Source organism: Aestuariivirga litoralis, assembly GCF_003234965.1.
GTDB lineage: Bacteria > Pseudomonadota > Alphaproteobacteria > Rhizobiales > Aestuariivirgaceae > Aestuariivirga > Aestuariivirga litoralis.
This window is the reverse complement of the sequence record NZ_QKVK01000002.1, coordinates 641998-665913: the sequence shown is the minus strand read 5'-3', so window position 1 is coordinate 665913 and position 23916 is coordinate 641998. Positions and strand designations below refer to the sequence as shown.

Annotated in this window: 25 protein-coding genes, 1 tRNA gene and 1 pseudogene; 18 read left to right on the top strand and 9 right to left on the bottom strand. The window is 66.5% G+C overall.

What is annotated here, in order from left to right:
- The 7 genes and pseudogenes from DK847_RS20575 to DK847_RS07170 all read left to right on the top strand — a co-directional run.
- A pseudogene (locus DK847_RS20575) lies at positions 1 to 196 on the top strand (UDP-glucose 6-dehydrogenase); the annotation flags it as partial.
- 6 nt (positions 197 to 202) lie between these two features.
- Entirely contained in the window at positions 203 to 1156 is a 954-nt protein-coding gene (locus DK847_RS07195) for a UDP-glucuronic acid decarboxylase family protein (RefSeq protein WP_111197215.1), read from the top strand.
- A gap of 19 nt (positions 1157 to 1175) precedes the next feature.
- Complete coding sequence (locus DK847_RS07190) at positions 1176 to 2156, top strand: LLM class flavin-dependent oxidoreductase (protein WP_111197213.1); 981 nt, start codon at positions 1176 to 1178, stop codon at positions 2154 to 2156.
- Positions 2157 to 2502: 346 nt separating this feature from the next.
- On the top strand, positions 2503 to 2937 hold the full coding sequence (locus DK847_RS07185) for a CBS domain-containing protein (protein WP_111197211.1): 435 nt from the start codon (positions 2503 to 2505) through the stop codon (positions 2935 to 2937).
- A 146-nt stretch (positions 2938 to 3083) separates the two neighbouring features.
- A complete protein-coding gene (locus tag DK847_RS07180; protein ID WP_111197209.1) occupies positions 3084 to 4643 on the top strand; it encodes a pilus assembly protein TadG-related protein in 1560 nt (519 codons plus the stop codon).
- Positions 4640 to 5107, top strand: a complete 468-nt coding sequence (locus tag DK847_RS07175; protein WP_111197208.1) for a TadE/TadG family type IV pilus assembly protein — start codon at positions 4640 to 4642, stop codon at positions 5105 to 5107. The genes DK847_RS07180 and DK847_RS07175 overlap by 4 nt, the downstream gene beginning before the upstream one ends.
- Positions 5082 to 5777, top strand: coding sequence for a TadE/TadG family type IV pilus assembly protein (locus DK847_RS07170; protein ID WP_111197206.1), 696 nt, complete (start codon positions 5082 to 5084; stop codon positions 5775 to 5777). Before DK847_RS07175 ends, DK847_RS07170 begins: the two co-directional genes overlap by 26 nt.
- A gap of 24 nt (positions 5778 to 5801) precedes the next feature.
- On the opposite strand, the gene DK847_RS07165 is transcribed toward DK847_RS07170, so the two are convergent.
- On the bottom strand, positions 5802 to 6041 hold the full coding sequence (locus DK847_RS07165) for a DUF3297 family protein (RefSeq protein ID WP_111197204.1): 240 nt from the start codon (positions 6039 to 6041) through the stop codon (positions 5802 to 5804).
- 203 nt (positions 6042 to 6244) lie between these two features.
- On the opposite strand from DK847_RS07165, the gene DK847_RS07160 reads away from it, so the two are divergent.
- From DK847_RS07160 to DK847_RS07145, 4 genes are read left to right on the top strand one after another with little or no spacing between them, the layout of a single operon-like run.
- A complete protein-coding gene (locus DK847_RS07160) occupies positions 6245 to 6835 on the top strand; it encodes a 2-oxoacid:acceptor oxidoreductase family protein (protein ID WP_111197202.1) in 591 nt (196 codons plus the stop codon).
- Positions 6828 to 8111, top strand: a complete 1284-nt coding sequence (gene porA / locus DK847_RS07155; protein WP_111197201.1) for a pyruvate ferredoxin oxidoreductase — start codon at positions 6828 to 6830, stop codon at positions 8109 to 8111. The genes DK847_RS07160 and porA overlap by 8 nt, the downstream gene beginning before the upstream one ends.
- Before the next feature lie 14 nt (positions 8112 to 8125).
- Entirely contained in the window at positions 8126 to 9121 is a 996-nt protein-coding gene (locus tag DK847_RS07150) for a thiamine pyrophosphate-dependent enzyme (RefSeq protein ID WP_111197199.1), read from the top strand.
- 3 nt (positions 9122 to 9124) lie between these two features.
- Positions 9125 to 10750 carry an NAD(P)-binding protein gene (locus DK847_RS07145; RefSeq protein WP_111197198.1) on the top strand — a complete coding sequence of 542 codons (1626 nt, stop codon included), beginning with the start codon at positions 9125 to 9127 and terminating at the stop codon, positions 10748 to 10750.
- Positions 10751 to 10847: 97 nt separating this feature from the next.
- Here DK847_RS07145 and DK847_RS07140 read toward each other — a convergent pair whose 3' ends face one another.
- Positions 10848 to 11171, bottom strand: a complete 324-nt coding sequence (locus tag DK847_RS07140) for a hypothetical protein (protein ID WP_111197196.1) — start codon at positions 11169 to 11171, stop codon at positions 10848 to 10850.
- Positions 11172 to 11362: 191 nt separating this feature from the next.
- Between DK847_RS07140 and DK847_RS07135 the strand changes: the two genes are divergently transcribed.
- Positions 11363 to 11839 (top strand): hypothetical protein, encoded by a 477-nt coding sequence (locus tag DK847_RS07135; protein ID WP_111197194.1) that lies wholly within the window; start codon positions 11363 to 11365, stop codon positions 11837 to 11839.
- Between the two features lie 84 nt (positions 11840 to 11923).
- On the opposite strand, the gene DK847_RS07130 is transcribed toward DK847_RS07135, so the two are convergent.
- From DK847_RS07130 to hemC, 6 genes are all read right to left on the bottom strand, one after another.
- Positions 11924 to 12310 carry a hypothetical protein gene (locus tag DK847_RS07130; RefSeq protein WP_111197192.1) on the bottom strand — a complete coding sequence of 129 codons (387 nt, stop codon included), beginning with the start codon at positions 12308 to 12310 and terminating at the stop codon, positions 11924 to 11926.
- Positions 12311 to 12732: 422 nt separating this feature from the next.
- A tRNA-Thr gene (locus tag DK847_RS07125) sits at positions 12733 to 12808 on the bottom strand.
- Between the two features lie 66 nt (positions 12809 to 12874).
- On the bottom strand, positions 12875 to 14362 hold the full coding sequence (locus DK847_RS20570; RefSeq protein WP_161957182.1) for a heme biosynthesis protein HemY: 1488 nt from the start codon (positions 14360 to 14362) through the stop codon (positions 12875 to 12877).
- Positions 14359 to 15552: a COG4223 family protein gene (locus DK847_RS20565; RefSeq protein WP_161957181.1), complete on the bottom strand. Its 1194-nt coding sequence runs from the start codon at positions 15550 to 15552 to the stop codon at positions 14359 to 14361. The genes DK847_RS20570 and DK847_RS20565 overlap by 4 nt, the downstream gene beginning before the upstream one ends.
- Positions 15553 to 15562: 10 nt before the next feature.
- Complete coding sequence (locus DK847_RS07115) at positions 15563 to 16270, bottom strand: uroporphyrinogen-III synthase (RefSeq protein WP_111197190.1); 708 nt, start codon at positions 16268 to 16270, stop codon at positions 15563 to 15565.
- Complete coding sequence (gene hemC / locus DK847_RS07110; RefSeq protein ID WP_111197188.1) at positions 16270 to 17184, bottom strand: hydroxymethylbilane synthase; 915 nt, start codon at positions 17182 to 17184, stop codon at positions 16270 to 16272. Before hemC ends, DK847_RS07115 begins: the two co-directional genes overlap by 1 nt.
- Positions 17185 to 17571: 387 nt before the next feature.
- Here hemC and tsaD point away from each other — a divergent pair, with 387 nt between their 5' ends.
- The 5 genes from tsaD to DK847_RS07085 are packed head-to-tail and all read left to right on the top strand — an operon-like array spanning position 17572 to position 20939.
- On the top strand, positions 17572 to 18663 hold the full coding sequence (gene tsaD, locus DK847_RS07105; protein ID WP_111197186.1) for a tRNA (adenosine(37)-N6)-threonylcarbamoyltransferase complex transferase subunit TsaD: 1092 nt from the start codon (positions 17572 to 17574) through the stop codon (positions 18661 to 18663).
- On the top strand, positions 18660 to 19562 hold the full coding sequence (locus tag DK847_RS07100; RefSeq protein WP_111197185.1) for an NAD(P)H-dependent glycerol-3-phosphate dehydrogenase: 903 nt from the start codon (positions 18660 to 18662) through the stop codon (positions 19560 to 19562). The genes tsaD and DK847_RS07100 overlap by 4 nt, the downstream gene beginning before the upstream one ends.
- A gap of 11 nt (positions 19563 to 19573) precedes the next feature.
- Entirely contained in the window at positions 19574 to 19864 is a 291-nt protein-coding gene (locus DK847_RS07095) for a YciI-like protein (protein WP_111197183.1), read from the top strand.
- On the top strand, positions 19864 to 20286 hold the full coding sequence (locus DK847_RS07090) for an EVE domain-containing protein (protein WP_111197181.1): 423 nt from the start codon (positions 19864 to 19866) through the stop codon (positions 20284 to 20286). The genes DK847_RS07095 and DK847_RS07090 overlap by 1 nt, the downstream gene beginning before the upstream one ends.
- A 41-nt stretch (positions 20287 to 20327) precedes the next feature.
- Positions 20328 to 20939 carry a class I SAM-dependent methyltransferase gene (locus DK847_RS07085; RefSeq protein ID WP_111197323.1) on the top strand — a complete coding sequence of 204 codons (612 nt, stop codon included), beginning with the start codon at positions 20328 to 20330 and terminating at the stop codon, positions 20937 to 20939.
- On the opposite strand, the gene DK847_RS07080 is transcribed toward DK847_RS07085, so the two are convergent.
- On the bottom strand, positions 20899 to 21789 hold the full coding sequence (locus tag DK847_RS07080; RefSeq protein ID WP_111197179.1) for a hypothetical protein: 891 nt from the start codon (positions 21787 to 21789) through the stop codon (positions 20899 to 20901). The genes DK847_RS07085 and DK847_RS07080 overlap by 41 nt on opposite strands.
- Positions 21790 to 21878: 89 nt before the next feature.
- Between DK847_RS07080 and acs the strand changes: the two genes are divergently transcribed.
- Positions 21879 to 23822: an acetate--CoA ligase gene (acs, locus tag DK847_RS07075; protein ID WP_111197177.1), complete on the top strand. Its 1944-nt coding sequence runs from the start codon at positions 21879 to 21881 to the stop codon at positions 23820 to 23822.
- The last annotated feature ends 94 nt before the right edge of the window (positions 23823 to 23916 follow it).

The window sequence follows — 23916 nt, the reverse complement described above, 5'->3', positions numbered from 1 at the left end:
CGTGTTCCGCGGCCTCGACCTCAAGCGCATGGCGCGCGACATGCGCCAGCCGGTGCTGGTCGACTTCCGCAACCTCTTCTCCATCGCCGATGCCCGCAATTCCGGCATGGATTATCACTCGATCGGGCGGCCCGCGGTGCTGCCCTCCGGCAGTCCCAAGGCGGATGTCATCCCCTTCAAGTCCGGCGCGGTGTAAGCGGCCATGGCGCGTCTCTATGAAAGCCGCAAGCGCATCCTCGTCACCGGCGGCGCGGGCTTCCTCGGCTCGCACCTCACCGACCGGCTGATCGGGCAGGGCCACGAGGTCATCTGCGCCGACAACCTGTTCACCGGGTCGAAGCGCAACGTCGAGCACCTGCACAACCATCCGCGCTTCGAGTTCCTGCGCCACGACGTGTGCAATCCGCTGAAGCTCGAGGTTGACGAGATCTACAATCTCGCCTGTCCCGCCTCGCCGGTGCACTATCAATATAATCCGGTGCTCACCACCAAGACCTCGGTGATGGGTGCCATGAACATGCTGGGCCTGGCCAAGCGCCTGCGTTGCCGCATCTTCCAGGCTTCCACCAGCGAGGTCTATGGCGACCCGGAAGTCCACCCCCAGCGCGAGGACTACTGGGGCCACGTCAACCCGATCGGCACGCGCGCCTGCTATGACGAGGGCAAGCGCTGCGCCGAAACGCTGTTCTTCGACTATCACCGCCAGCATGGCGTCGAGATCAAGGTGGCGCGCATCTTCAACACCTATGGCCCGCGCATGCACCCGAAGGACGGGCGCGTCGTCTCCAACTTCATCACCCAGGCGCTGAACGGCGAGGACCTGACGATCTATGGCGACGGCACGCAGACGCGCTCCTTCTGCTACCGCGACGACCTGGTGGAAGGTTTCCTCCGCCTGATGGACTCGCCCCCCGAGGTGACCGGCCCCGTCAACCTCGGCAATCCCGGCGAGTTCACCATGATCGAGCTGGCCGAGCAGGTGCTGAAGCTCACCGGCTCGCGCTCGAAGGTCATTCACTTGCCCCTGCCGCAGGACGACCCGAAGCAGCGCCGCCCCGACATCAGCCTCGCCAAGGCGAAGCTCGGCTGGGAGCCGAAAGTGCCGCTGGCCGAGGGCCTCAAGCTGACCATCGAGTATTTCAGAACGCTGGCGTGATCGCCGGGAAGCCGCCGCCATGACGCTTCTCTCGGTTCTCGACCTCGTCCCCGTCCGCCAGGGCCTCACCCCGCGCGAGGCGCTGGCCGAGAGCGCGGCACTCGCCCGCCATGTCGAGGCGCTGGGCTACAACCGCTTCTGGGTCGCCGAGCACCACAACATGGAGGGCATCGCCAGTGCGGCAACTGCCGTGGTGATCGGCCACATCGCCGGCCACACCGGCACGATCCGCGTGGGTGCGGGCGGCATCATGCTGCCCAACCATTCGCCCCTCGTCATCGCCGAGCAGTTCGGAACCCTGGCCTCGCTGTTTCCCGGCCGCATCGACCTTGGCCTTGGGCGCGCGCCCGGCACCGATCGCGCCACGCTGCGCGCGCTGCGGCGCGATGCCATGGCGGCCGAGAGCTTCCCCGACGACGTGCTGGAGCTGCAGGCCTTCCTCGCCCCGCCGGAGCCCGGCCAGGCCATCCGCGCGGTGCCCGGCGCGGGCACCGGTGTGCCGCTGTGGATCCTCGGCTCCAGCCTCTATGGCGCGCAGCTCGCGGCCTTGCTCGGCCTTCCCTATGCCTTCGCCTCGCATTTCGCGCCCGATGCGCTGGAGCAGGCGCTGGCGCTCTACCGCGAACGCTTCCAGCCCTCGCATCAGCTCGCCCGCTCCCATGCCATGGCCGGCGCCAACATCATCGTGGCCGACACGGATGCCGAGGCGCGGCGCCTCTTCACCTCGGTGCAGATGCGCTTCGTCGGCATGATCAGGAACGAGCGCGGCCTGCTCGCACCCCCCATCGACGACATCGACGGCTACTGGACGGCGGCCGAGCGCGTGCAGGCCTCGCGCATGCTGGCCTGTTCCTTCGTCGGCGCGCCCGCCACGGTGGAGGCGCAGCTCAGCGCCTTCATCGCGCGCACCGGCATCGACGAGCTGATCGTCGCCTCGGCGATCTTCGACCAGCAGGCGAAGTTCCGTTCCTTCGAACTGCTGAAGGGCCTCGCGCTCTAGGCCAGGACGCCGGAGGGGTGTGGAGGAAGCCGGTGCCCGCGGCGCCGGGGCGGCTCCGGCCAGTCGCCCGCGACCGTCGCCACGCCAGCCGCGCGCCAGCCAACTTGGCACCGATGCGGCCTAAGCAGGAGGCTCGCGCACATGCCGCGTGAAAAACTCCGTAATGCCCACACTGACTGGCGAGTCAGTCAGATATAAGTAACATGGAATGGCGTGAGTTGCTTATGCTCCACGCTGCCGTCGGGGGCGCCTGCAGGGCCGGGGCGGACACTCGGTAGAAATGCGGATATGACGTTCCGTCCGCCGTGTTAGCCTCGCCTCCTCACCTCACGGAAGGGCGCGGAAGATGACAGTGTCCCGCATACTCGATCACAAGGGCTGGAAGGTCTTCAGCGTCGATGCCGCCACCCCGCTGCAGGCGGTGGTCGATGCGCTGGCCGAACACGGGGTCGGCGTCCTGGTGGTCACGGGCCCCGGCGGCGCGCTGGCGGGTATCATTTCGGAGCGTGATGTGATCCGCGCGCTTTCGGGCGATGCCGCCGCGGCACTGCGCAAGACCGCCGCCGCCGCCATGACGCGCGACGTCGCGACCTGCACCCCGGAGGACGCCGAGACCATGGTGATGGAGCGCATGACCGCGCGCGGCGTGCGCCACCTGCCGGTGCTGGCGGGCGGCAAGCTCGTGGGCGTCGTCTCGATGCGTGACGTGATCCGCCTGCGGATCGAGAAGATCGAGGAGATGATGCGCGTTATCGAGGCCGAGGCCGCCCTGCTGAAATAGCCGCCCGGCCCGTTTTCCACTCGCCTGCTTAGTACAAAAATAGCAACCCGGCCTCCGCCGCGCACCGTCAGGTTGCGGCACGCCTCCGCGCGCCGCCAATTCCCAATCCCGCGTTATGTGTTAGGATAAGGAAGTTTTCGCGTATCATGGGTAACCTCATGCGGACCGGCACATCTCGCGTTTCCCTCCTGCGGCAGTTCAGGGACGATGAAGGCGGCGCCATCCTCGTCTGGGCCACGCTGGTCTTCGTCGTTCTCCTCGGCCTCGTGTCGCTGGCGCTGGACGGCGCCCGCATCATGAACCTCAACAGCAATCTCCAGGAAATCGCCGACGCCGCGGCCCTCTCCGGCGCCAAGGAACTCGATGGCCGCTCCGACGCCATCACCCGGGCGGCGGACAAGGCGAAGAACTACCTCGTCAACAACCCGCGCTGGAGCGACGTGGCCAAGTCCGGCATCCAGATCGCCAGCGTCACCGCCTATTCCTCCCTGAACCCGCTCACTGTCGCCACCTCGGGCAAGGACGGCGTCTATCTCCGCGTGAAGACGGTCAACCGCTCGACCAACGTGTTCTTCACCACCGTCACCCAGGGCTTCGTCAGCACCAATGCCACGGCCACGGCGCGTTCCGGCTTCTCCGCCTGCGCACCCATCCAGTCCTTCATGTGCAATCCCTTCGAGAACGAGGCGGGCTACACCATCAAGGGCGGCGCCACCAACTGGATGAGCAAGGTCACCCCTGGCCAGCAGTTCATCCTGGCGGGCGGCAGCGGCGGCTCGCCCGGCAACTGGGGCCTCATCGATCCGCCGGCCAGCAACGGCCACAACCCGCATGACCAGGTGGCCTTCTGGGCCGAGCAGAAGCCCGCCAACTGCGCCCTGGTCGATCCCAAGAACACCATCAATTATCCCGATCCCGGTAACAACGCCTCCGCCGCCTATCCGGGCCAGAACGTCCGTTTCGACACCTATGTCAGCAACCCGAAGGACGTCGACAACACCTCCGCGCCGATCGTCATCGATGGCTGGGCCCCATCGAGCGGCGCCAAGTGTGCAAACGATGTCAACACGACGTCCGTCAAGTCGGGTTCGACCACCACCTATCCTTTCAAGCAGGCCGACGCCGACAATGGCGCGACCTACACCAGCTATTGCAACTCGACCAACAAGGGCAGCTGCCCCCTACCGCGCGACCGCACCTACACGATGTTCACCGATGACAAGGCCTTCAAGCTGTCGGGCCAGGGCGGCGGCGTCCACATCGACGACCTGAAGGCCTACTGGGCCAACCATCACAGCGGCACGCTCCCCGCCAGCTTCAAGACCCGCTACGACGTCTACAGCTGCGAGGCGAAGGAAGCGCTGAAGGCTGGCGACTGCCCGGAAGGCAAGTTCACGGCGGCTTCGGAAGCCCGCGAGTCCTCCGCGCCGAAATGCACCACCATGGGCACGGCTGACCGCCGCCTGCTCAACGTGGCGATCGTCGACTGCAAGTACTGGGGCGTGACCGGCAGTTCCACGCCGCTCCCGCCCTTCACCCTCCTGGCGCAGTTCTTCATGACCGAACGCGGCCTCAGCACCGTGGCGCTCGATGGCACGTCCATCGCCAACGGCGACCAGGGCAAGGTCTATGCCGAGCTGGTCAACACCTTCCCGCCCAACAGCGAGGGCAGCGGGCTCTATCAGATCGTGCAGCTGGTGGAATGACGCTGCGCCCGCTCAAGGCCTTCCTCGCGCAGGACAGCGGCGCCTCCCTGGTGGAGGCGGCGCTGATCATTCCGGTCTTCACCATCATCATCGGCGGGCTGATGGATTTCGGCCTCGCCTATGGCGAAGTCCTCACCGCGCAGAAGTCGCTGCGTGATGCCACGCGCTATCTCTCCATCCTGCCCTCGGGCGCGGTCTGCACCTGGGGCAAGACCAAGGCGCTGAACCTTGCGGGCTACGGCAATCTCGCCGGCACCGGAAGCCCCGTCATCAAGGGCTGGACGGCGCCCATCTCCAACCACGTCACGCTGGTGACGCCCACCACCTGTTCCTCGTCCACCGATGTCGGCGTCATCAGCATGAAGGCCACGGTGCCCTACACCGCCATCGTCTGGCCCATGGTCGGCCTTCCGGCGTCCATCAACTTCGAGGTCAAGCATGAAGAGAGATGGATCGGCCAGTAGCCTGCTGAACGACACCGGCGGTGCCACCTTCTTCGAGTTCACCGTGGTGTTTCCGCTGGTCATGCTCGTCGTGCTCGGCTCGATCGATGCCGCGGTGCTGTTCATGAACTGGTCCTCGCTCGGCCGCGCCACCTATGTCGGCGCCCGCGTCGCCGTCGTCAGCCCGCCCATTGCCACCGGCATCAACGCGCCCACGGCGGGCACCGCGGGCGGCCAGTCCTGCTATTCCTTCTCCACCGGTGCGGCCACCGGCAAGTGCACGGAAAAGGCCGCCACCGTCTGCACCGCCTCCGCCACGGCCGGCAGTGGCACGTGCTGCCCGCTCAATTCCAACGTCTCGAGCTGCACCAAGAACTATGACTGGAACGAGGCAAGCTTCACCAAGATCCTCGACGCCATCAACAACGGTTCGAGCACCATCGCGCTCGACCGCCGCCAGCTGCAGGTCAGATACGAGCCGATGGGGCTGAGCTACGTCCAGCGCCCGGTGGGCACGCCCATGCTGGTCACGGTCAGCGTCCGCTGCATCCGCTATCCGTTCTATTTCCTGCAGCCGCTCCTCGGCTGGGCCTTCTCCGGCGCGTCGGCAGGCTGCCAGGGCATCGGCCAGCCAACCGGCTTCCCGCTCCCGTCCTTCTCCACGTCGCTCCCCAGCGAGGACTTGAACTAGTCAGCACCCGCGGGTGCTCCGACCTCAGGGATCCTCGTAGCGAACCGTCACCTCGCCACGCTTGGTGATGGTGACGGGCCGGCCCGTGCGGGTCCTTGCCTTTCCCGCAGGCAGGCGCACCCACCCCTCGCTTCGGCAATATTCCTCGACATCGAAGTATTCCTTCCCGTCGAGAAAGACATGGATGCCGCGCTCAAGCTCGGCGGCATCGTGGAACGGGCTGCCCGGGTCGGCGCTCAGTCTGTCGGGTGGTGTGGCGGTCATGCAGGGCCCTCGAGCAGGATCGGTGTCGGAATCCTCCCCGCACTAGTGAAGCCGTCACCCGATTGCAAGTCTCACGGCCGGCAATGCCGCGGCGCGGGGCCAGGCCGAAGGTCCCGTTGGGAATTGATCGAACGCAAGGCGCCGCCGGGGCAATTGCCTCTAATGGCGCATCAACTGATCCCCAGAACTGCGATGGAGTTCGCATGATCCAGGTGCGCATCCACGGCCGTGGCGGACAAGGCGTTGTTACAGCAGCCGAAATGCTGTCAGTCGCAGCATTTCTGGAGGGCCGCCACGCCCAGGCCTTCCCGAGTTTTGGTTCTGAGCGCACCGGGGCCCCGGTTGTTGCCTTCTGCCGGATCGGCGACAGGGAAATCCGGCTGCGGGAACCCGTCCAGAACCCCGACATCCTGATCGTCCAGGATGCCACGCTGTTCAAGGCTCTGGATGTGTTGGAGGGATTGTCGAAGGATGGCTTTCTGCTGGTCAACACGGCACGCGGCTTCTCCGACATCCACCTTGATGCAGTGGTGGCGCGCATCCCCGCCGGACATGCGCAAGCCGTGCCCGCCACCGAACTGGCGCTCGCCCACATCAGCCGGCCTGCTCCCAACACCGCGCTTCTCGGCGCCTTCACCGCACTCACCGACATCGTGACGCTGGACTCGGTGATCGCCGCCATCCACCGCACCTTCCCCGGCAAGCTGGGTGAGGCAAATGAACGCGCGGCGCGCGCTGCCCACGACCTGGTTTCCAGCCACATCGCCGCAGGGAAGGACACCGCCGATGCTTGAGCAGATTGAAGGCTCCAAGGCGATGGCGCGGGTGATCGCGCTCTGCCGTCCACAGGTGATCTGCGCCTACCCGATCACGCCGCAGACCCACATCGTCGAGGGGTTGGGCGACCTGGTGCGCGAGGGCGCGCTGCAGAACTGCGAGTTCATCAACGTCGAGAGCGAATTCGCGGCCCTGTCGGTCGCCATCGGGTCATCTGCCGCGGGCGCCAGAAGCTATACGGCCACCGCGAGCCAGGGGCTGCTGTTCATGGCGGAGGCGGTTTACAATGCCGCGGGGCTCGGGCTGCCCATCGTCATGACGCTCGGCAACCGCGCCATCGGGGCGCCGATCAACATCTGGAACGATCATTCCGATGCCATGGCGCTGCGCGAATCCGGCTGGTTCCAGCTTTTCGCGGAAACCAACCAGGAAGCAGCCGACCTGCACGTCATCGCATTTCGCCTTGCCGAAGAGCTGTCGGTCCCGGTGATGGTTTGCGTCGACGGATTCGTCCTCACCCATGCCATGGAACGCGTGGACATCCCGACGCAGCAGCAGGTCGATGCCTATCTGCCGCCCTATGAACCCGTGCAGGTGCTCGACCCCGCCGACCCCATCTCGATTGGCGCGATGGTGGGGCCCGATGCCTTCACCGAGGTGCGCTACCTGCAATACTACAAGCAGCAAACAGCCTTCGATCTGATCGAAGACCTCGCTGCCGAGTTCAGCGAGAGCTTCGGGCGGGCCTCGGGGGGCTTGCTGCGCGACTACCATTGCGGCGATGCGGAGCTGGCAGTGGTTGCCATGGGCTCGGTCAACGGCACCATAAAGGACGTGATCGACGAGCTGCGTGCCGAGGGCATGTCGATCGGTCTCGTCACGCTCGTCACCTTCCGTCCCTTTCCCACCCGCGCCCTGCAGCAGGTATTGGCGGGTGCGAAGCATGTGCTCGTCATCGACAGGAGCCTGGACCCCGGAATGGGCGGGCCGCTCGCCTCCAACGTCGACCTTGCGCTGCGGAACCTCCTGTCACCACCTGCCATCCATTCGGCGATTGCCGGGCTGGGGGGGCGCCCCATCACCAAGGCATCGCTCCACCGGCTGTTCATGCAGGCGATGGAAAAGCCCTGGGAAGGTCCGAACTTCGTCGATCTCAACGAGAAGGTCGTCGGCCGCGAACTGCACCGGCGCGCCAGGGCGCGTCGATCCGGGCCTGCGGCCGAGAATGTCCTGAAAATCCTCGAAACGGAGCGCGCCGCCGCGTTCCAGGCCCGCATCGAAACCGCCGAGTGAGAGGGCGCCCCACGATGGACAGCACACAGAAGCTGAAGTTCTACCAGAAGGGCACGCTCACCGTCGGCAACCGGCTGGTGGACGAGGCGAGCCGCAACGTGCAGGCGTCGCGGCAACGCTCCAACTCGCTGACCTGCGGCCATCGCGCCTGCCAGGGCTGTGGCGAGGCGCTCGGCGCGCGCTATGCCATCGACGCCGCCATGCGCGCAGCCGGAAACCAGCTGATCGCGGTGAACGCCACGGGCTGCCTTGAAGTCTTCACCACGCCCTATCCCGAAACCTCCTGGCAAATGCCTTGGATGCATTCGCTGTTCGGCAATGCGGCAGCAGTTGCCTCGGGCGTTGCCGCCGCGATGCGCGTCACCGGGAAGCACGGCACCCGGGTCGTGGCGCAGGGCGGCGACGGCGGCACCACCGACATCGGCTTTGGCTGCCTGTCCGGCATGTTCGAGCGCAATGACGACGTCCTCTACATCTGCTACGACAACGAGGGCTACATGAACACTGGCGTGCAGCGCTCCTCCGCCACGCCGCCCGCTGCCCGCACCGCGACGACGCCCGCCATCGGCGCCCAGCCGGGCAACGTCTTCGGCACCGGCAAGTTCGTGCCGAAGATCGCGGTGGCCCATGACATTCCCTATGTCGCGACGGCAAGCGTTGCCGACCTCCATGACCTCGAGGCCAAAGTGACCAGGGCGATGAGCTTCCATGGCGCGCGCTATATCCAGATCAACGTTCCATGCCCGCTGGGCTGGGGCGCGGCCTCGCATGACACGATCCGGCTGGCGCGCCTTGCCATCGAGACCGGGCTGTTCCCGATCTTTGAGGCGGAATATGGCCGCGTCACCCATGTGCGGAAGATCCGCAAGCCGAAGCCGGTGTCCGAATACCTGAAGCTGCAGCGACGTTACGCGCACCTGTTCCGCGATGGCGTGGAAGACCCGCGCGTTGCCCGCATACAGGGCATCGCTGACCGGCACATCGAAGAATACGGCCTGCTGGAGTCCTGAGCCATGAAGCACCCCTTCGCCATCGCGCTCGACGTCGGCAGCAGCAAGGCCAACCACACCGGCACGTGGCGCACCAATCGCCCGGAATATGTCGACCGCCTGCCGCCGTGCAATGCCGCCTGCCCGGCGGGCGAGGACATCCAGGGCTGGCTCTATCAGGCCGAGAGCGGCGACTATGAGGCCGCCTGGCGGGCGCTGACGGCCAACAACCCGCTGCCCGCCATCATGGGTCGCGTCTGCTACCACCCCTGCGAGGGAGCCTGCAACAGAGGCCAGCTCGATACCGCGGTGGGCATCAATTCCGTCGAGCGCTTCCTCGGCGACCTCGCCATCGCAAGGGGCTGGCAGTTCACGCGGCCCGACGCGGAGACTGGCAAGCGCGTACTGGTCGTGGGTGCCGGGCCGGCAGGGCTTTCGGCAGCCTATCACCTGCGCCACGCCGGGCACAGCGTGGTGCTGCGCGATGCAGGCCCCATGGCCGGCGGCATGATGCGCTTTGGCATTCCCAAGTACCGGCTGCCGCGCGAGGTGATCGACGCCGAGGTGGCGCGCATAACGGCCATGGGCGTCGCCCTTGAGCTCAACAGCAAAGTCGACGACATCGAGAAGTCATTGACCGCGGATCGCTTCGACGCCGCCTTCCTGGCCGTCGGCGCCCACATCGCGCGTCGGGCCTACATTCCGGCGGGGGGCGCGGCCAGGATCCTCGATGCCGTGTCGTTGCTGCGCTCCATGGAGGGCGAGGCCCCGCCACTGCTGGGGCGTCGCGTCGCCATCTATGGCGGCGGCAATACGGCAATCGACGTTGCGCGCACTGCGCGCCGCCTCGGCGCCGAGGAGGCGGTCATCGTCTACCGCCGCACGCGCGAGATGATGCCCGCCCATGATTTCGAGCTTGAAGAGGCGCTGGAGGAAGGCGTTTCGATGAAGTGGCTGTCGACCATCCGGAACATCGATGGCGGCAAGCTTCAGATCGAGAAGATGGCACTCGATGACAAGGGGTTTCCCCAGCCGACGGGTGAGTTCGAGACGCTGGAGGCCGACTCCCTCGTGCTGGCCCTGGGCCAGGACGTGGACCTGTCACTCCTCGACAAGGCACCGGGCATCGAGACCGAGAACGGCGTGGTGAAGGTCGGCCCCAACATGATGACCGGGAGGCCGGGAATCTTCGCGGGGGGCGACATGGCGCCGTCGGAGCGAACCGTCACCGTGGCCGTCGGCCACGGCAAGAAGGCTGCCCGCCACATCGACGCCTGGCTCCGCGGCACGCAGCTGGAACCGGCACCCAGGCACGAACTTGCCAGCTTCGACCGGCTCAACACCTGGTACTACGAGGATGCGCCGGCCACCGTGCGGCCGATGCTGGAGGCAGCGCGGCGCATCGACAGCTTCACGGAAGTCCAGGGCGGGCTCGATGAAACGAATGCGCTCTACGAGGCCCGCCGCTGCCTGTCCTGCGGCAACTGCTTCGAATGTGACAACTGCTACGGGATCTGCCCCGACAATGCGGTGATCAAGCTCGGGCCGGGCCAGCGCTTCCGCATCGATTACGATTACTGCAAGGGCTGCGGCCTCTGCGCAGCTGAATGCCCATGTGGTGCCATCGACATGGTCCCCGAGGAGATGTAGCCCTCGAACGAGGCTGCAGGGCGTTCCCGCCTGACCTCCCAGGCCGAGGTCTGCCTCTTGCCTCGTGGTGATGGCAGCCATCCTGCACGGTTTGTAGTCACTGCGGGACGCAGGCAGGATTCTGCAGAGGTGCGGGGCCCTTGAAGCTCAGGATTTGCGTACCCTGCACCATGACCCGCCAGCCGCCATCGACGGCCTGCCAGGCGCCGACGCCATAGATCGGGTGTGTCGCGTAGCAGGTATCCTGCGACAGGACATAGGCATCGGTCCCGCCATCGGCCTTGGAGGTGAGGAGCACCTTTCCGTCCACCGCGTCACTTAGGACGTAGACCGCGCCGGTCGCCTGATCCGCAAGTTCGGTTGCTGCCAGTGCGGGGGTGGAAAGAGCCAGGGAAAGAAAGACAAGGCCGCGGGTGAACATTTCTGCCCTCCTGAAAACAGGGGCATGAACTTGGCCGATCACTGGCCTGTCGGCAAGAGGTCGAGGCATGCAGCGGCTTCCAAGCGGCGGATCTGCCAGAGCGTGGTGCTGAAAGAAGCTGGCTTGAAGTGAGCGGCGAGTGGCAGTTACATGCATGGCATCGGCAAGCAAACGGAGGGCAGGGATCTCGCATGAGGAACGCAGCGTTCTTGATGATGGTGCAAGTGCTCGTTGTGGCGGCCTCGACGCCTCTTCCGGCGGCTGCTGCGACATTTCAGGTTGCTGAAGAAGAGGAGGGACCCGAGTGCTGGCTGGATTTCTCGCTGTCCCGCAATCAAACGCTCGCCATTTTCAGCGGAAAGGGAAACGGCGGAAAGAGGGTCGATCTGCTCCTCGAGGACAAGCAGGAGGATGGCAGATTCTCGAAGATCGCCGAGACATTCGAAGTGTCCTTCCGGTTTGGTGACGGCACCCGCCAGACCTACACCGGGTCAATCAGTGAGTATTTCGGAGAGCCATATGCGGAAGCGGATCTGAAGCTTCTGAAGAAGCTATCGGATGGGAAGGCATTTGACCTGGTGGTAACAGGCATTGAGCCGATGCACGTAACGGACACGCTCCCGAGAGCGGCTTACAGTCAGTTCATGAAGTGCGTATCGCATCGGTGAGTCCAAGGCGGCGTCGATGGCCGACAGCAGTGCACGTGCGGAGAACACGCGTCTCGTTGCGAGAAAGATGACTCCGCTGAAGCGTCATCGCCAGCGGTTGACGATCCAGATTGATCCCCAGGCACCCAGCAGCGTAATCACCATCATGCCTGCGAGCGCGACAAGCATCATGAGGCCTCCCGCGGCAGCAATCGATCCGGCGCCGTCCATGAACGGACTGAGAAACAGCGCCATGATCATGCCGCCAACAGGGGCGAGGAACAAGGCACCGGCAAGCGAGACGATGATGTTGAAAATCCAGCCTGCCACACTCCGCCTCATGGTCCAGGCCTCGTGAATTCCGACCGCCGGTGCGGCGGCAAGCAATGCGAGCCCGATCACCATCGATCCACCAACTCCATCCGGAGGGATTGCGCCTGCCGCGTAAAGGAGCAGGACGCCGAACACGGCAGTTGGAAGGATGAACTTCAAGAGACATGCCCTTTCTGCCTGCAAGCCTGGCGGTTGGTTACCGAAGCTTCCGGACCTGGACTGTGACGGAAGACACACCGGCTCATGTCAGTGCAGGCTGGTATTGTGGCGTGTTGCCACCATTGCCACGTCGCCTTGGCCAGCCTGGAAGGCGACGGGCGCGATTGAAGGGGCGACCAGGCCGGGCGTGCACGGGCGGAACGACCCTGCGGTCCATCAACTGACCCGGCCGGGCATGCTGGTGGGACAATGCCCTCCAGGCCAGTGAAGTGTCGCCAACCCGGAGTCTTTCTCCGCCATCCGCACCGCCATTCATGGCGGCCGAGGGCGGCCACCAGCGAACTGCTGAGGTCGGTTGCGTCGATCAAGTGCTTCCTCTTGAGGGACTGGTGAACGACAGCACACGATGGCGATCGAAGGGCTGGTGCCGCTTGCGTGACTCGAACACGCGACCCCATCATTACGAATGATGTGCTCTACCAACTGAGCTAAAGCGGCTTTCCTTGCGGCGCGGGGTATAGGGTATTTCGGCGGGGGCCGCAACCCGCTTCGGGGGTGGAAAATTCAACCCTCCGCCGGCAGTGCGCGGCCGGTGGGTCGGTCGAAATCCTCGGGCAGGCCGGGGTCGTCCGGCGGGCGCTGGGGCTGCACCATCTTCGGCGGTTCGAGGCTGCGCGGCGGGGGTTCGGCGGCGGCTTTGGGGGCCTCGATCACCGCCACGGGCGGTGCCGCGGCGACGTCGGCCTCGAGCTGTTCGGGCATCTCGAAGGGCGCCTTCCATTCACACGGCACGATCTCGCCCGAGACCGGCGAAATCGGCGTCCAGCGCGGGCTCGCCACCCCGTCCGACACCCAGATCGGGTCGCGCGGCGCGGTGATGGCGCGGGCCAGCCATTCGCGGGCGCGGCCCTTGTCGCCGGCGGCCTCCTCGATGTCCGCCATCAGCGCGCAGACGCGGGCCTGCGGGCGGTTGTCGGCGTAAGGCGCCAGCGCCTCGCGCGCCATGTCCCAGCGCTGGGCGCGGATCGCGGCGCGGGCCAGCGCCACCGCCCCTTCGAGGCCGCCCCCGCCGTCGCGGAGCTTGTCCTCCTTCACGAGGTCGCGCACCCGGGCCAGCCGGTCCTCCGGGCTGTCGCCGGGGATGAGGTTGGCCTGCACCTCGGCGAGTTCGGGGTGGGGCGACCGCAGCCATGTCTCCTTCAGGATCTTCGAGGCCTTGCGCGTCGAGGCCTGCGACACCAGCACGCGCGCCGCGACGAGGGCCGCGGGCACCAGGGCCGGATCGAGCTTGTGGGCCTTCAGCGCCAGCTCCAGCGCCTGTGCCCGGTCGCTGTCCTCCAGCGCCAGCGCCTGCGCGGCCAGCATCGCCGCCTGCTTGGCATTGCCATCGGCCGTGGTGACGAGGCCGGACTTGATCTGCTGGCCGAGTGTGGCGGCAGCGGCGTTCCAGTCCTTGCCCGCCGATTGCAATTGCAGCACGGCGGTGGAGGCCCAGGCCAGCCTGGGGTTCAGCGCCAGCGCGCGCTCGGCATGGCGCCGGGCGGCGGCCACGTCGCCCGCCTGCCGCGCCTCGGAAAACAATCCGCGCAGGCCCAGCGCCTCGGTGTCGGGCGACTTGGTCATCGCCTCGAAGATGCGCTTCACCTGGGCGCGGTCGCCCTTCAATTGCGCCGCCTGCGCGGCGAGAACATTGACCAGCGGCTCGTCGGCCAGCGCGTTCCCCGCGATCGCCGCATGCTTTGCGGCCGCCGCCGCATCGCCGGCGCCTGCCGCGATGATGCCGCGCGAGAGGGACTCATAGCCCTTGCGGTTCTTGCGGAAGGAATACCACCGCCCCACCGCCTGCGGGCTCGCCCACAGCCGGCGGAACAGGCTCCACAGGAACCACAGCACCACCACCGCGACAACGGCGATGACCACGCCGGCGATGAAGCTCATCTGGATTTCGCGGCCGAGCCAGCGGATGGTCAGCGTGCCCGGCCGGTCGGCGAGCCAGGCGAAGCCCGCCGCCAGCGCGACGAGGAGGAGGAAGCGCCAGAGCAGCCTGATCATTGCGCCGCTCCCCCACTGGCCGCGAGCTGCCGCAGCACCGCCTCGGAAACCTGGCTGACGGCGGCCTCGAGCGTCAGGCGCGCCGCCGCGCGGTCTCGCCACTGGCTGAGCGCCATCGGCTTTTCGCCCTCCGCCGCGTCGATCACGCCGATGGCCTGGGTGAGGTCGCCCGCATCGGCGAAGGCCGCGGCCTTCTCGGCCACCTGGCGCCAGTCGGTGTCGCCGATCGGGCGGATCGAGATGATGCCGGAAAGCGACTTCATCAGCGCGCCGAAATAGCTGTCGTCCTCCGCCGGCGGCGCTTCGGGCTGCGGCAGTGCGGGGATCGCGGCGCGCAGTTCGGCCGCCAGCCCCCTGGCATCGGGAATGCCGTCGGATGCCGAGGCCGCGATGACGTCGAGCCCCGGCGCCGCCGGCACCATGCGCGCGATGCGCTCGTATTCCGGCCCATATGATGTGCCCGCCGCCACCTTGGCCTTGAGGTCGGAAAGCGCCTGCGACAGCGCCGCGGTGGTGCCCGCCTGCGAGGCAGCACCCGGGCCCGCCTTGAGGCTCGCCACGTCCTTCTCCAGCGCATCGATGCGCTGGCCCAGCGCCGCCAGCACCGCGCCATCGGCCGGGCTTGCCGCACCGGACCCTGCGGCCGGCGCGCTCGACATCGACTTGCGCAACTGGTCGAGGTCGCTGCGCAGCGCGTCGATCTGCGCGCCGAGTGCTGCCGCCTGCTGCATGGCATCCTCTGCCTTGCCGCCCACGCCGCCGATCTGTGCGGCTGCCGCCCGGGCCGCGTCGCTCGCCTGTGCGGCGGCTTGGGTGGCGGCGGCCGCGGCCGCGGCCGCGCTGTCGGCACCCTGCTTCACCGTGGCGATCTGGTTGCCGAGGTCGGTGTTGTTCTGTTCGAGGGCGGCCACCTGGTTCTTCAGCGCCACCATCTGGTTCGACGGGAAATAGCTCGACAGCACCCCGCGGTAGAGGAAGCCGCCGCCCAGTGCCCCGAGGATCAGCGCCGCGATGATCCATCGCGCTGCGCCGCCCGATGTCCTGGCGCGCGGCGGCGCGAAGGCCTGTTCGGCGTCCTCGCGGGCCTCCTGCCGGGCTGTGTCTGCTGCCTCGGCCTCGCTGCGGATTTCCTCCGCCTCGAGGTCGATCACCTGCGGCTTGGAGCCGGTGTCGTCGTTCTGGCTGGTCATGTGAAAAGGCCTAAAGGGTTCGCCCGCTTTGTTCAAGAAGCCTCAGGATTGCGGCCTCATCGGGGCTTTCGGAAACCGCGCTGTTCCAGTCCTCCGGCAGGGCCGCTGCGACATTGCGCGACAGGCAGAGATGGGCCACGCGCGCCGCCTCTGCGCCAAGCCCCGCGCCCTCCACCAGCCCGCGCCAGATCTTCGCACTGCGCGGCGAATAGAGCAGGACGGCATCGATCGTCCCCGCGTGGAGCGCCGTTTCCGCCGCACCCAGCGTCTCCGCCGGGGCGGCATCATAGAGCACCACGCGATGGCAATCGAAACCCGCCGCGGCGAGCTGCCCGTGCAAGTCGCCCGCCGTCTCCGCACCCGAGAGATAGAGGATCGGCCCCGCCTTTGGGTCGAGATTGTTGCGGATGAAGGCCGCAAGCCCGTTCACGTCGCCGCCATGCGCCTCGGCCCTGAGGCCCGCAGCGGTTGCCGCCTTCAGCGACTGCGGGCCGACCGTCAGTACACGGAATTGTGTGAGGCCATGGCCCGCGGGCAGCGCGCGGATGCCATTGGCACTGGTCACCGCCACCGCCTGCCAGGGCAGGGCAGGGATGCTCACGCCTTCGCGCGGTGTGATCGTCAGCAGCGGCGCCATCACCACCTCGTGGCCCATCGCGGAAAGCTTCGCGGTGAGCGGCCCCGCATCCTCCTCGGGCCTGGTGACGGCGATGCGCATCAGAAGGCGATGAGGCTGCCGCCCTCGGCCTTCACCTGTTCGCCCGCCTCGCGCCCCATGCGCGCGGCATCGGCGGGAGAACCTTCGCGCGTCGTCTCGAAGCAATGCACGCCGTCCAGCGTCAGCGCGTGCCCGCGGAACTTCACCACGCCATTGTCGATCACCGCATGTCCCGCCAGCGGCGTGCGGCAGGAGCCGTCGAGGGCCGCAAGGAAGGCCCGCTCGCAATCGACCGCAATCGCCGAGGCTTCATGGTTGATCGCGGCAAGCAGTTTGCGCGTCGTCCCGTCATCCGCGCGCGTCTCGATGCCGATGCAGCCCTGCGCCACGGCCGGCAGCATCACGTCGGTGGGAACGAGCGAGGTGATCTTGTCGGCGAGGCCGAGACGCTTGAGGCCCGCCGCCGCAAGGAAGGTCGCCTGCGCCACGCCCTCGTCGAGCTTCTTCAGCCGCGTCTCAACGTTGCCGCGGAACTGGATCACCTCGAGGTCGGGCCGGATGCGCTTCAGCTGCGCCCCCCGCCTGACGGAGGAGGAGCCGACCACCGCACCCTTCGGCAACTCATCGATGGTCTTCGCCACCGGGCTCAGGAAGGCATCGCGCACATCCTCGCGCGGCAGCAGGGCCGCCATGGTCAGCCCCTCGGGCAGCCGCGCCGGCATGTCCTTCATCGAATGCACCGCGAGGTGGATCTCGCGCGCGAACAGCGCCTCCTCGATCTCCTTGGTAAACAGCCCCTTGCCGCCGATCTCGGAGAGCGGCCGGTCGCGGATCCGGTCCCCCGTGGTGGTGATCACCACGATCTCGATGTCCTCGTCCGAGAACCCATGCGCCGCCTTCAGCCGGCTCTTCGTCTCGTTCGCCTGGTAGAGGGCGAGGGGGGAGCCACGCGTCCCGATCTTCAGCTTCGGCATGTCTGGTCCGGTAAAGTCCTAAGGGTCCTGACAGTCTTAGCTGTAAACTTCGCTGGCGTCACCACCCCGCCCCTCTGTCCGTCACCCACCCCCTCTGCCCGTCATCCTATTCCTGCCGTCATCCCGGCGAAGGCCGGGATCCCGCTTTGGTCATCATCCACGCGGACAGCTGGATCCCAGCTTCCGCTGGGATGACGGACTTGGGTGGATGGCGGACCGGGAGCAGGGTCCCCTCGCGCAACATTCTTTCGCAACACATCTCGGTTGCACGTCCCGTGGCCATCCCGCGGCAACGGCGACAACGGTTTTCGCATCCAAAACCATGCTCCGGGCAACCATCCCGCACCCCGAGTTGATTTCCCGCCGCGTTGCCTGCAAGACACCTCCATGACCACCCGCACCCTCATCCTCGGCATCGAGACCTCCTGCGACGAGACGGCCGCCGCCGTCATCGCGCGGGACGGGGCGGGGCGCGGAGATATCCTCTCCAACGTGGTGCTCTCCCAGCTCAGGGAGCACGCCCCCTATGGCGGCGTGGTGCCGGAGATCGCGGCGCGCGCCCATGTCACCCACCTCGACCGCCTCGTCGCCCAGGCGATGCGTGAATCCGGCCTCGATTACAAGGACTTGGACGCTGTCGCCGCAACCGCTGGCCCCGGCCTCCTCGGCGGCGTCATCGTCGGGCTCACCATGGCCAAGGCCATCGCCTTCGCGCATGGCAGGCCGCTCATGGCAGTCAATCATCTGGAGGGCCACGCTCTCACCGCCCGCCTGCTGCATCCCGTTGAATTTCCTTACCTTCTGCTCCTCATCTCGGGCGGCCACACGCAGTTCCAGATGGTCGAGGGCGTGGGCAAGTACCACCGCCTCGGCACCACCATCGACGATGCCCTGGGCGAGGCCTTCGACAAGGTCGCGAAGCTCCTGGGCCTGGGCTATCCCGGCGGCCCCCAGGTCGAGGCGCTGGCGCGTCGCGGAGACGCCAGTCGCTTCGCCTTTCCCCGCCCACTAAAAGGCCGGAAAGACTGCAATTTCTCGTTCTCCGGCCTCAAGACCGCGGTGCGCGAAACGGTGCAGGATTTGATGACGCTCAGCGACCAGGACGTGGCCGACGTCTGCGCCTCCTTCGAGGCTGCGGTGGCCGAGACCATGGCCGACCGCCTGAAAATGGCCGTCCACCTCTTCCGCGCCGCCCACCCGCAGGTCCGGGCCCCCGCGCTCATCGTCGCGGGCGGCGTGGCGGCGAACCAGAAGCTGAAAGCCGTGTTCGAGGCAGCAGCAGCCCAGCACGGCCTCCAACTCATTGTTCCGCCAGCCAAACTCTGCACCGACAACGCCGCCATGATCGCCTGGGCCGGGGCCGAGCGTCTGGCTCTCGGCCTCACCGACCCCCTCGATTTTGCGGCCCGCGCCCGCTGGCCGCTCGACCAGGCCCAGGCCCCGGTCTACGGCTCCGGCAAGTTGGGGGCCAAGGCATGAGGATCGGTGTGCTGGGCGCCGGCGCCTGGGGCACGGCGCTGGCCCATGTCGCCCGCGCCGCAGGCCACGAGGTCGAGGTCTGGTCCCGTGGAAGGCCTCTGGAAGCCATAGGGAAGGCGCAGGGCCTGATTCTGGCTGTCCCGGCACAGGGGGTACGTGGGGTCCTGTTAGGACTAAAAGCAATCGTTACGAACGCGATTCCGCTCATCATCAGCGCCAAGGGCATCGAGCAGGGCTCAGGGCTGTTCATGAACGAGGTGGTGGCCGACGTCCTGCCGCAGGCCGAACCCATGGTCCTCTCCGGCCCATCCTTCGCGGCTGACGTGATGCAGGGCCTGCCCACCGCGGTCGTGCTGACGGCAGGAGAGATTTCCCATGCGCATCAATGGGCTGAGGCGCTCTCGCTGCCGCATTTCCGCATCTATGCGTCGGACGACGTGAAGGGTGTCGAGATCGGCGGTGCGCTCAAGAACGTCCTCGCCATCGCCTGCGGCATCTCCGACGGCCGGGCCTTGGGCGACAGTGCCCGCGCCGCGCTGACCACGCGCGGTTTTGCCGAACTCACGAGATTCGCAGCGAAATTGGGCGCGAAACCGGAAACGCTGATGGGCCTCTCAGGGCTCGGCGACCTGCTGCTCACCTGCTCTTCGAAGCAGTCCCGAAACTATTCCTTCGGCTTCGCGCTGGGCGCGGGGAAGACGGTCGAGCAGGCGCTCGCCGCCTCGCGCGGCGTCGTCGAGGGGGCTGCCACCGTGAAGATCGCGCAGGCGCTGGCCCGCCAGCACGGCGTCGACATGCCGATTGTGGATGCCGTCCACGCCATCGTTGACGAGGGCAGGGCGCCCGACCAAGAAATCGCAAGGTTGCTTGCCAGGCCCCTGCGCGCTGAAATCACATAGGAATATCAACCATGCTCTTCGCCCTGCTCTGCACCGACAAACCGAACAGCCTCGACCTCCGCATGGCGGTCCGCCCCGATCACCTGAAGCATCTCGAAAGCCTTGGGCCCGCGCTGAAGGCCGCCGGCCCCTTCACCACCGATGACGGCGCGCCGACGGGAAGCCTCGTCATCATCGAGGCTGCAGACCGGGCCGCCGCCAGCGCCATCGCCGATGCCGATCCCTATGCCAGGGCTGGGCTTTTCGCCTCCGTCGAGATCAGGCCGTGGAAGTGGCTGATCAAGAATCCGGAGACGACGTGATGGCGAATTACTGGCTGTTCAAGTCGGAGCCCGAGGTCTGGTCCTGGACCCAGCAGAAGGCCAAGGGCAAGGCCGGCGAGGAGTGGACCGGGGTGCGCAACTACCAGGCGCGCAACAACATGCGTGCCATGCAATTGGGCGACAAGGGCTTTTTCTACCACTCCAACGACGGCCGCGAGGTCGTCGGCATCGTCGAGGTCTGCAAGCTGGCGCATAAGGATTCGACCGCCGACGTCGACACCTGGGAATGCGTCGACATCCGCGCGGTCGCCGACGTGCCGCGCCCCGTGACGCTCGATGAGATCAAGGCCGACCCGAAGCTCAAGGACATGGTGCTCGTCAACAATTCCCGCCTCTCGGTGCAGCCGGTTTCAGAGAGCGAGTTCAAGCACATCTGCAAGCTTGGCGGCGTGAAGACTTGATCCTCGATCGCGCCGCCTTCATCCGCGCCAACACCACGCTGATGAGCCCGCCGCTGGTGCCGGAAGTCCAGCTGCAGCTCGCCCACGAGGCCGTGCCCCTGTGGCAGAAGACCGAGGAGGAACTGGGCGAAATGGGCCTTCCGCCACCCTTCTGGGCCTTCGCCTGGGCCGGGGGCCAGGCGCTGGCGCGGCACGTTCTCGATCATCCCGAACTGGTCGCGGGCAAGCGCGTCATCGACCTCGCCTCGGGCTCCGGCCTCGTCGGCATCGCCGCCATGAAGGCGGGCGCCGCCAGCGTCCTTGCCGCCGACATCGATGGCTTTTCCGTCGAAGCCATTGGGATGAATGCCGAAACCAACGGCGTTTCGCTCACCGCCACGCCGCAGGACCTGCTCGCCGCGCCCGCCGCCGACTGCGACGTGATCCTCGTCGGCGACCTGTTCTACGAGAAGGACCTCGCGGCAAAGGTCTTCGCCTGGCTGGAGGATGCCGAGCGCCGCGGCATCGTCACCCTGATCGGCGATCCCGGCCGCAGCTACCTGCCGCGCGAAAAGCTGAAAAAGCTCGGCGAATACCGGGTCCAGGTGACGCGCGACCTCGAGGATGCTGAGGTCAAGCTGACGTCGGTCTGGCGGCTGAGCCGGTATTGTTGAGGTAGAGCGCCCCCATCAGCACGGCGAGCGACACGAAAAGCCATGCATCCGCGCCACCATAAAAGGCAATCGCGATCAGCACCGCGGCGGGTGTGGAGAGATAGACCGCCTGCACCGTGAAGACCGCACCCTTCTCCTGGATCAGGGTGAAGAAGGCGATGCGCTCCAGCACCCACATGCCGCAGGCCAGCAGCACCGTCCAATAGGCATTGAGCGGCAGCTGCTCGGATGACCATGGCGGGGCGAGCAGCAGCAGGAAGGGCAGCGCGAGGAGGCCAGACCACAGCGATTCCGCCACGCCCGCCGCCATGGCATGGGCCCTTGGCGGCCACCAGATGGCGGCGAACCAGTTATAGGCGGAATAGAGGATCGGCAGCGAAAATGCCGCGATGAGCCACCAGGAATAGTGGCCGGAAAGCATGCCCTCGCGGGTGATGACCAGGATGGCGGTGGAGAAGAAGCCCAGCAGGATCGCCAGCAGGCGGCGCGGGGCGGCGTTCTCGCGGCCCGTCGCCAGCGCCACGAGGTAGTTCACGATGGGTGCCGTCGAGATGATCAGGGCAAGCTCGGTGGGCGGCACGTGGCGCGCGAAGAACAGGCCGAGCGCAAAGGGCACGTTCATCAGCACGGCGCAGCCGAATCCGAAGAATTGCAGGCGCTTGCCCCCGATCCAGTCGATGCCGCGCAGCTGGCAGATGACGGCGAGGGCCGCCGCCACCCCGATGCCCGTCAGGAAGATGATGTGCGACACCGGCACGCCGAGAATGCCCCAGTGCCGGTACAGGCTGGGGGAAATCCCCCAGAACAGGCCAAGGGTTAGGAAAAGACCGAGGTGGCGGGGCGTGGTCATCTGCGCTTCTTAGACAGGAGTCTCATTGCAGGCTATAGAACCCGGCGTCAAAAGAGCCCTAATTCGGCATGTCTGGGAGGAATGCGCCTATGTCCGAGAAAGTCTATCCCGTCCCCGCCTCGTGGAAGAAGACGGCCTATGTGGACGATGCCGGCTACAAGAAGATGTATGCCGAGTCGATCAAGGATCCGGCCAAGTTCTGGGGCAAGCATGCCAAGCGCCTCGACTGGTTCAAGGTGCCCAAGAAGGTCAAGAACACGACCTATGCCTACCCCAAGGTCTCGATCAAGTGGTACGAGGACGGCGTCCTCAACGTCTCCTACAACTGCATCGACCGCCACCTGAAGAAGCGCGGCGACCAGGTGGCGATCATCTGGGAAGGTGACGACCCTTACTACGACAAGAAGATCACCTACAACGAGCTCTACGAGCACGTCTGCCGCTTCGCCAATGTTCTCAAGAAGAACGGTGTGAAGAAGGGCGACTGCGTCACGATCTACCTCCCCATGATCCCGGAAGCGGCCTATGCCATGCTGGCCTGCGCCCGCATCGGTGCGGTGCACTCGATCGTCTTCGGCGGCTTCTCGCCGGACTCGCTCGCAAGCCGCATCAACGACGCGAACTCGAAGCTCATCATCACCGCGGACGAGGGCATGCGCGGTGGCCGCAAGGTGCCGCTCAAGGCCAATTGCGACGACGCGCTGAAGCGCTGCGCCGGCAATGAAAAGGTCGTCGTCGTGCGCCGCACCGGCGGTGCCGTCACCATGATCCCCGGCCGCGACCTGTGGTACCATGACGAGGCGGCGAGCGTTCCTGCCGACTGCAAGCCCGAGAAGATGAAGGCCGAGGACCCGCTGTTCATCCTCTACACCTCGGGTTCGACCGGCAAGCCGAAGGGCGTGCTGCATACCACCGGCGGCTACCTCGTCTACGCCTCGATGACCCACCAGTATGTCTTCGACTATCATGACGGCGACATCTACTGGTGCACGGCGGATGTGGGCTGGGTGACCGGCCACAGCTATATCGTCTATGGCCCGCTGGCCAATGGCGCGACCACGCTGATGTTCGAAGGTGTGCCGAACTACCCGACCAACTCCCGCTTCTGGGAGGTGATCGACAAGCACAAGGTCAACATCTTCTACACCGCACCCACCGCCATCCGCGCGCTGATGGGCGCGGGCGAGGGTGCGGTCGCCAAGACCTCGCGCAAGTCGCTGCGGCTGCTCGGTTCGGTGGGCGAGCCGATCAACCCGGAAGCCTGGGAATGGTATCACCGCGTCGTCGGCGACGAGCGCTGCCCCATCGTCGACACCTGGTGGCAGACCGAGACGGGCGGCATCCTGATCACCCCGCTCCCCGGCGCCACCAAGCTGAAGCCCGGCTCCGCCACGCGCCCCTTCTTCGGCATCCAGCCGGCGCTGGTCGACGACAAGGGCGTGATCCTCGAGGGCGACACGAGTGGAAATCTGGTCATCCTCGACTCCTGGCCGGGCCAGATGCGCACCGTCTTCGGCGACCATGACCGCTTCGTGCAGACCTATTTCTCGACCTACAAGGGCATGTATTTCACCGGCGACGGCTGCCGGCGCGACAAGGACGGGTACTACTGGATCACCGGCCGCGTCGACGACGTGATCAACGTGTCCGGCCACCGTCTCGGCACAGCGGAAGTCGAATCCGCACTGGTTGCGCATCCCAAGGTTTCGGAAGCTGCGGTGGTGGGTTATCCCCACGACATCAAGGGCCAGGGCATCTACTGCTACGTCACCCTCATGGCGGGCGAGGAGGGCGACGACGAGCTCCGCAAGGACCTCGTGGCCCATGTCCGCAAGGAAATCGGCCCGCTGGCGACGCCGGACAAGATCCAGTTCGCCCCCGGCCTGCCCAAGACCCGCTCCGGCAAGATCATGCGCCGCATCCTGCGCAAGATCGCCGAGGATGACTTCGCGGCGCTTGGCGACACCTCGACACTGGCTGACCCCAGCGTTGTCGACGACCTGATCGAGAAGCGCCAGAACAAGCGCGGATAGGAACCATTCCCAGGTTGCAGTCGGGCGGGAGGAGCAGTCCTCCCGCCCGACTGCTTTTTGGCTCACGCCAGAGTGTGTTGCATGCGGCGGCCTG

Bases quoted from the DNA above. Each gene is read 5' to 3' on its own strand.
- DK847_RS07195 (WP_111197215.1), top strand. From the start codon at position 203: ATGGCGCGTCTCTATGAAAGCCGCAAGCGCATCCTCGTCACCGGCGGC.
- DK847_RS07190 (WP_111197213.1), top strand. From the start codon at position 1,176: ATGACGCTTCTCTCGGTTCTCGACCTCGTCCCCGTCCGCCAGGGCCTC.
- DK847_RS07185 (WP_111197211.1), top strand. From the start codon at position 2,503: ATGACAGTGTCCCGCATACTCGATCACAAGGGCTGGAAGGTCTTCAGC.
- DK847_RS07180 (WP_111197209.1), top strand. From the start codon at position 3,084: ATGGGTAACCTCATGCGGACCGGCACATCTCGCGTTTCCCTCCTGCGG.
- DK847_RS07175 (WP_111197208.1), top strand. From the start codon at position 4,640: ATGACGCTGCGCCCGCTCAAGGCCTTCCTCGCGCAGGACAGCGGCGCC.
- DK847_RS07170 (WP_111197206.1), top strand. From the start codon at position 5,082: ATGAAGAGAGATGGATCGGCCAGTAGCCTGCTGAACGACACCGGCGGT.
- DK847_RS07165 (WP_111197204.1), bottom strand. From the start codon at position 6,041: ATGACCGCCACACCACCCGACAGACTGAGCGCCGACCCGGGCAGCCCG.
- DK847_RS07160 (WP_111197202.1), top strand. From the start codon at position 6,245: ATGATCCAGGTGCGCATCCACGGCCGTGGCGGACAAGGCGTTGTTACA.
- porA (WP_111197201.1), top strand. From the start codon at position 6,828: ATGCTTGAGCAGATTGAAGGCTCCAAGGCGATGGCGCGGGTGATCGCG.
- DK847_RS07150 (WP_111197199.1), top strand. From the start codon at position 8,126: ATGGACAGCACACAGAAGCTGAAGTTCTACCAGAAGGGCACGCTCACC.
- DK847_RS07145 (WP_111197198.1), top strand. From the start codon at position 9,125: ATGAAGCACCCCTTCGCCATCGCGCTCGACGTCGGCAGCAGCAAGGCC.
- DK847_RS07140 (WP_111197196.1), bottom strand. From the start codon at position 11,171: ATGTTCACCCGCGGCCTTGTCTTTCTTTCCCTGGCTCTTTCCACCCCC.
- DK847_RS07135 (WP_111197194.1), top strand. From the start codon at position 11,363: ATGAGGAACGCAGCGTTCTTGATGATGGTGCAAGTGCTCGTTGTGGCG.
- DK847_RS20570 (WP_161957182.1), bottom strand. From the start codon at position 14,362: ATGATCAGGCTGCTCTGGCGCTTCCTCCTCCTCGTCGCGCTGGCGGCG.
- DK847_RS20565 (WP_161957181.1), bottom strand. From the start codon at position 15,552: ATGACCAGCCAGAACGACGACACCGGCTCCAAGCCGCAGGTGATCGAC.
- DK847_RS07115 (WP_111197190.1), bottom strand. From the start codon at position 16,270: ATGCGCATCGCCGTCACCAGGCCCGAGGAGGATGCGGGGCCGCTCACC.
- hemC (WP_111197188.1), bottom strand. From the start codon at position 17,184: ATGCCGAAGCTGAAGATCGGGACGCGTGGCTCCCCCCTCGCCCTCTAC.
- tsaD (WP_111197186.1), top strand. From the start codon at position 17,572: ATGACCACCCGCACCCTCATCCTCGGCATCGAGACCTCCTGCGACGAG.
- DK847_RS07100 (WP_111197185.1), top strand. From the start codon at position 18,660: ATGAGGATCGGTGTGCTGGGCGCCGGCGCCTGGGGCACGGCGCTGGCC.
- DK847_RS07095 (WP_111197183.1), top strand. From the start codon at position 19,574: ATGCTCTTCGCCCTGCTCTGCACCGACAAACCGAACAGCCTCGACCTC.
- DK847_RS07090 (WP_111197181.1), top strand. From the start codon at position 19,864: ATGGCGAATTACTGGCTGTTCAAGTCGGAGCCCGAGGTCTGGTCCTGG.
- DK847_RS07085 (WP_111197323.1), top strand. From the start codon at position 20,328: ATGAGCCCGCCGCTGGTGCCGGAAGTCCAGCTGCAGCTCGCCCACGAG.
- DK847_RS07080 (WP_111197179.1), bottom strand. From the start codon at position 21,789: ATGACCACGCCCCGCCACCTCGGTCTTTTCCTAACCCTTGGCCTGTTC.
- acs (WP_111197177.1), top strand. From the start codon at position 21,879: ATGTCCGAGAAAGTCTATCCCGTCCCCGCCTCGTGGAAGAAGACGGCC.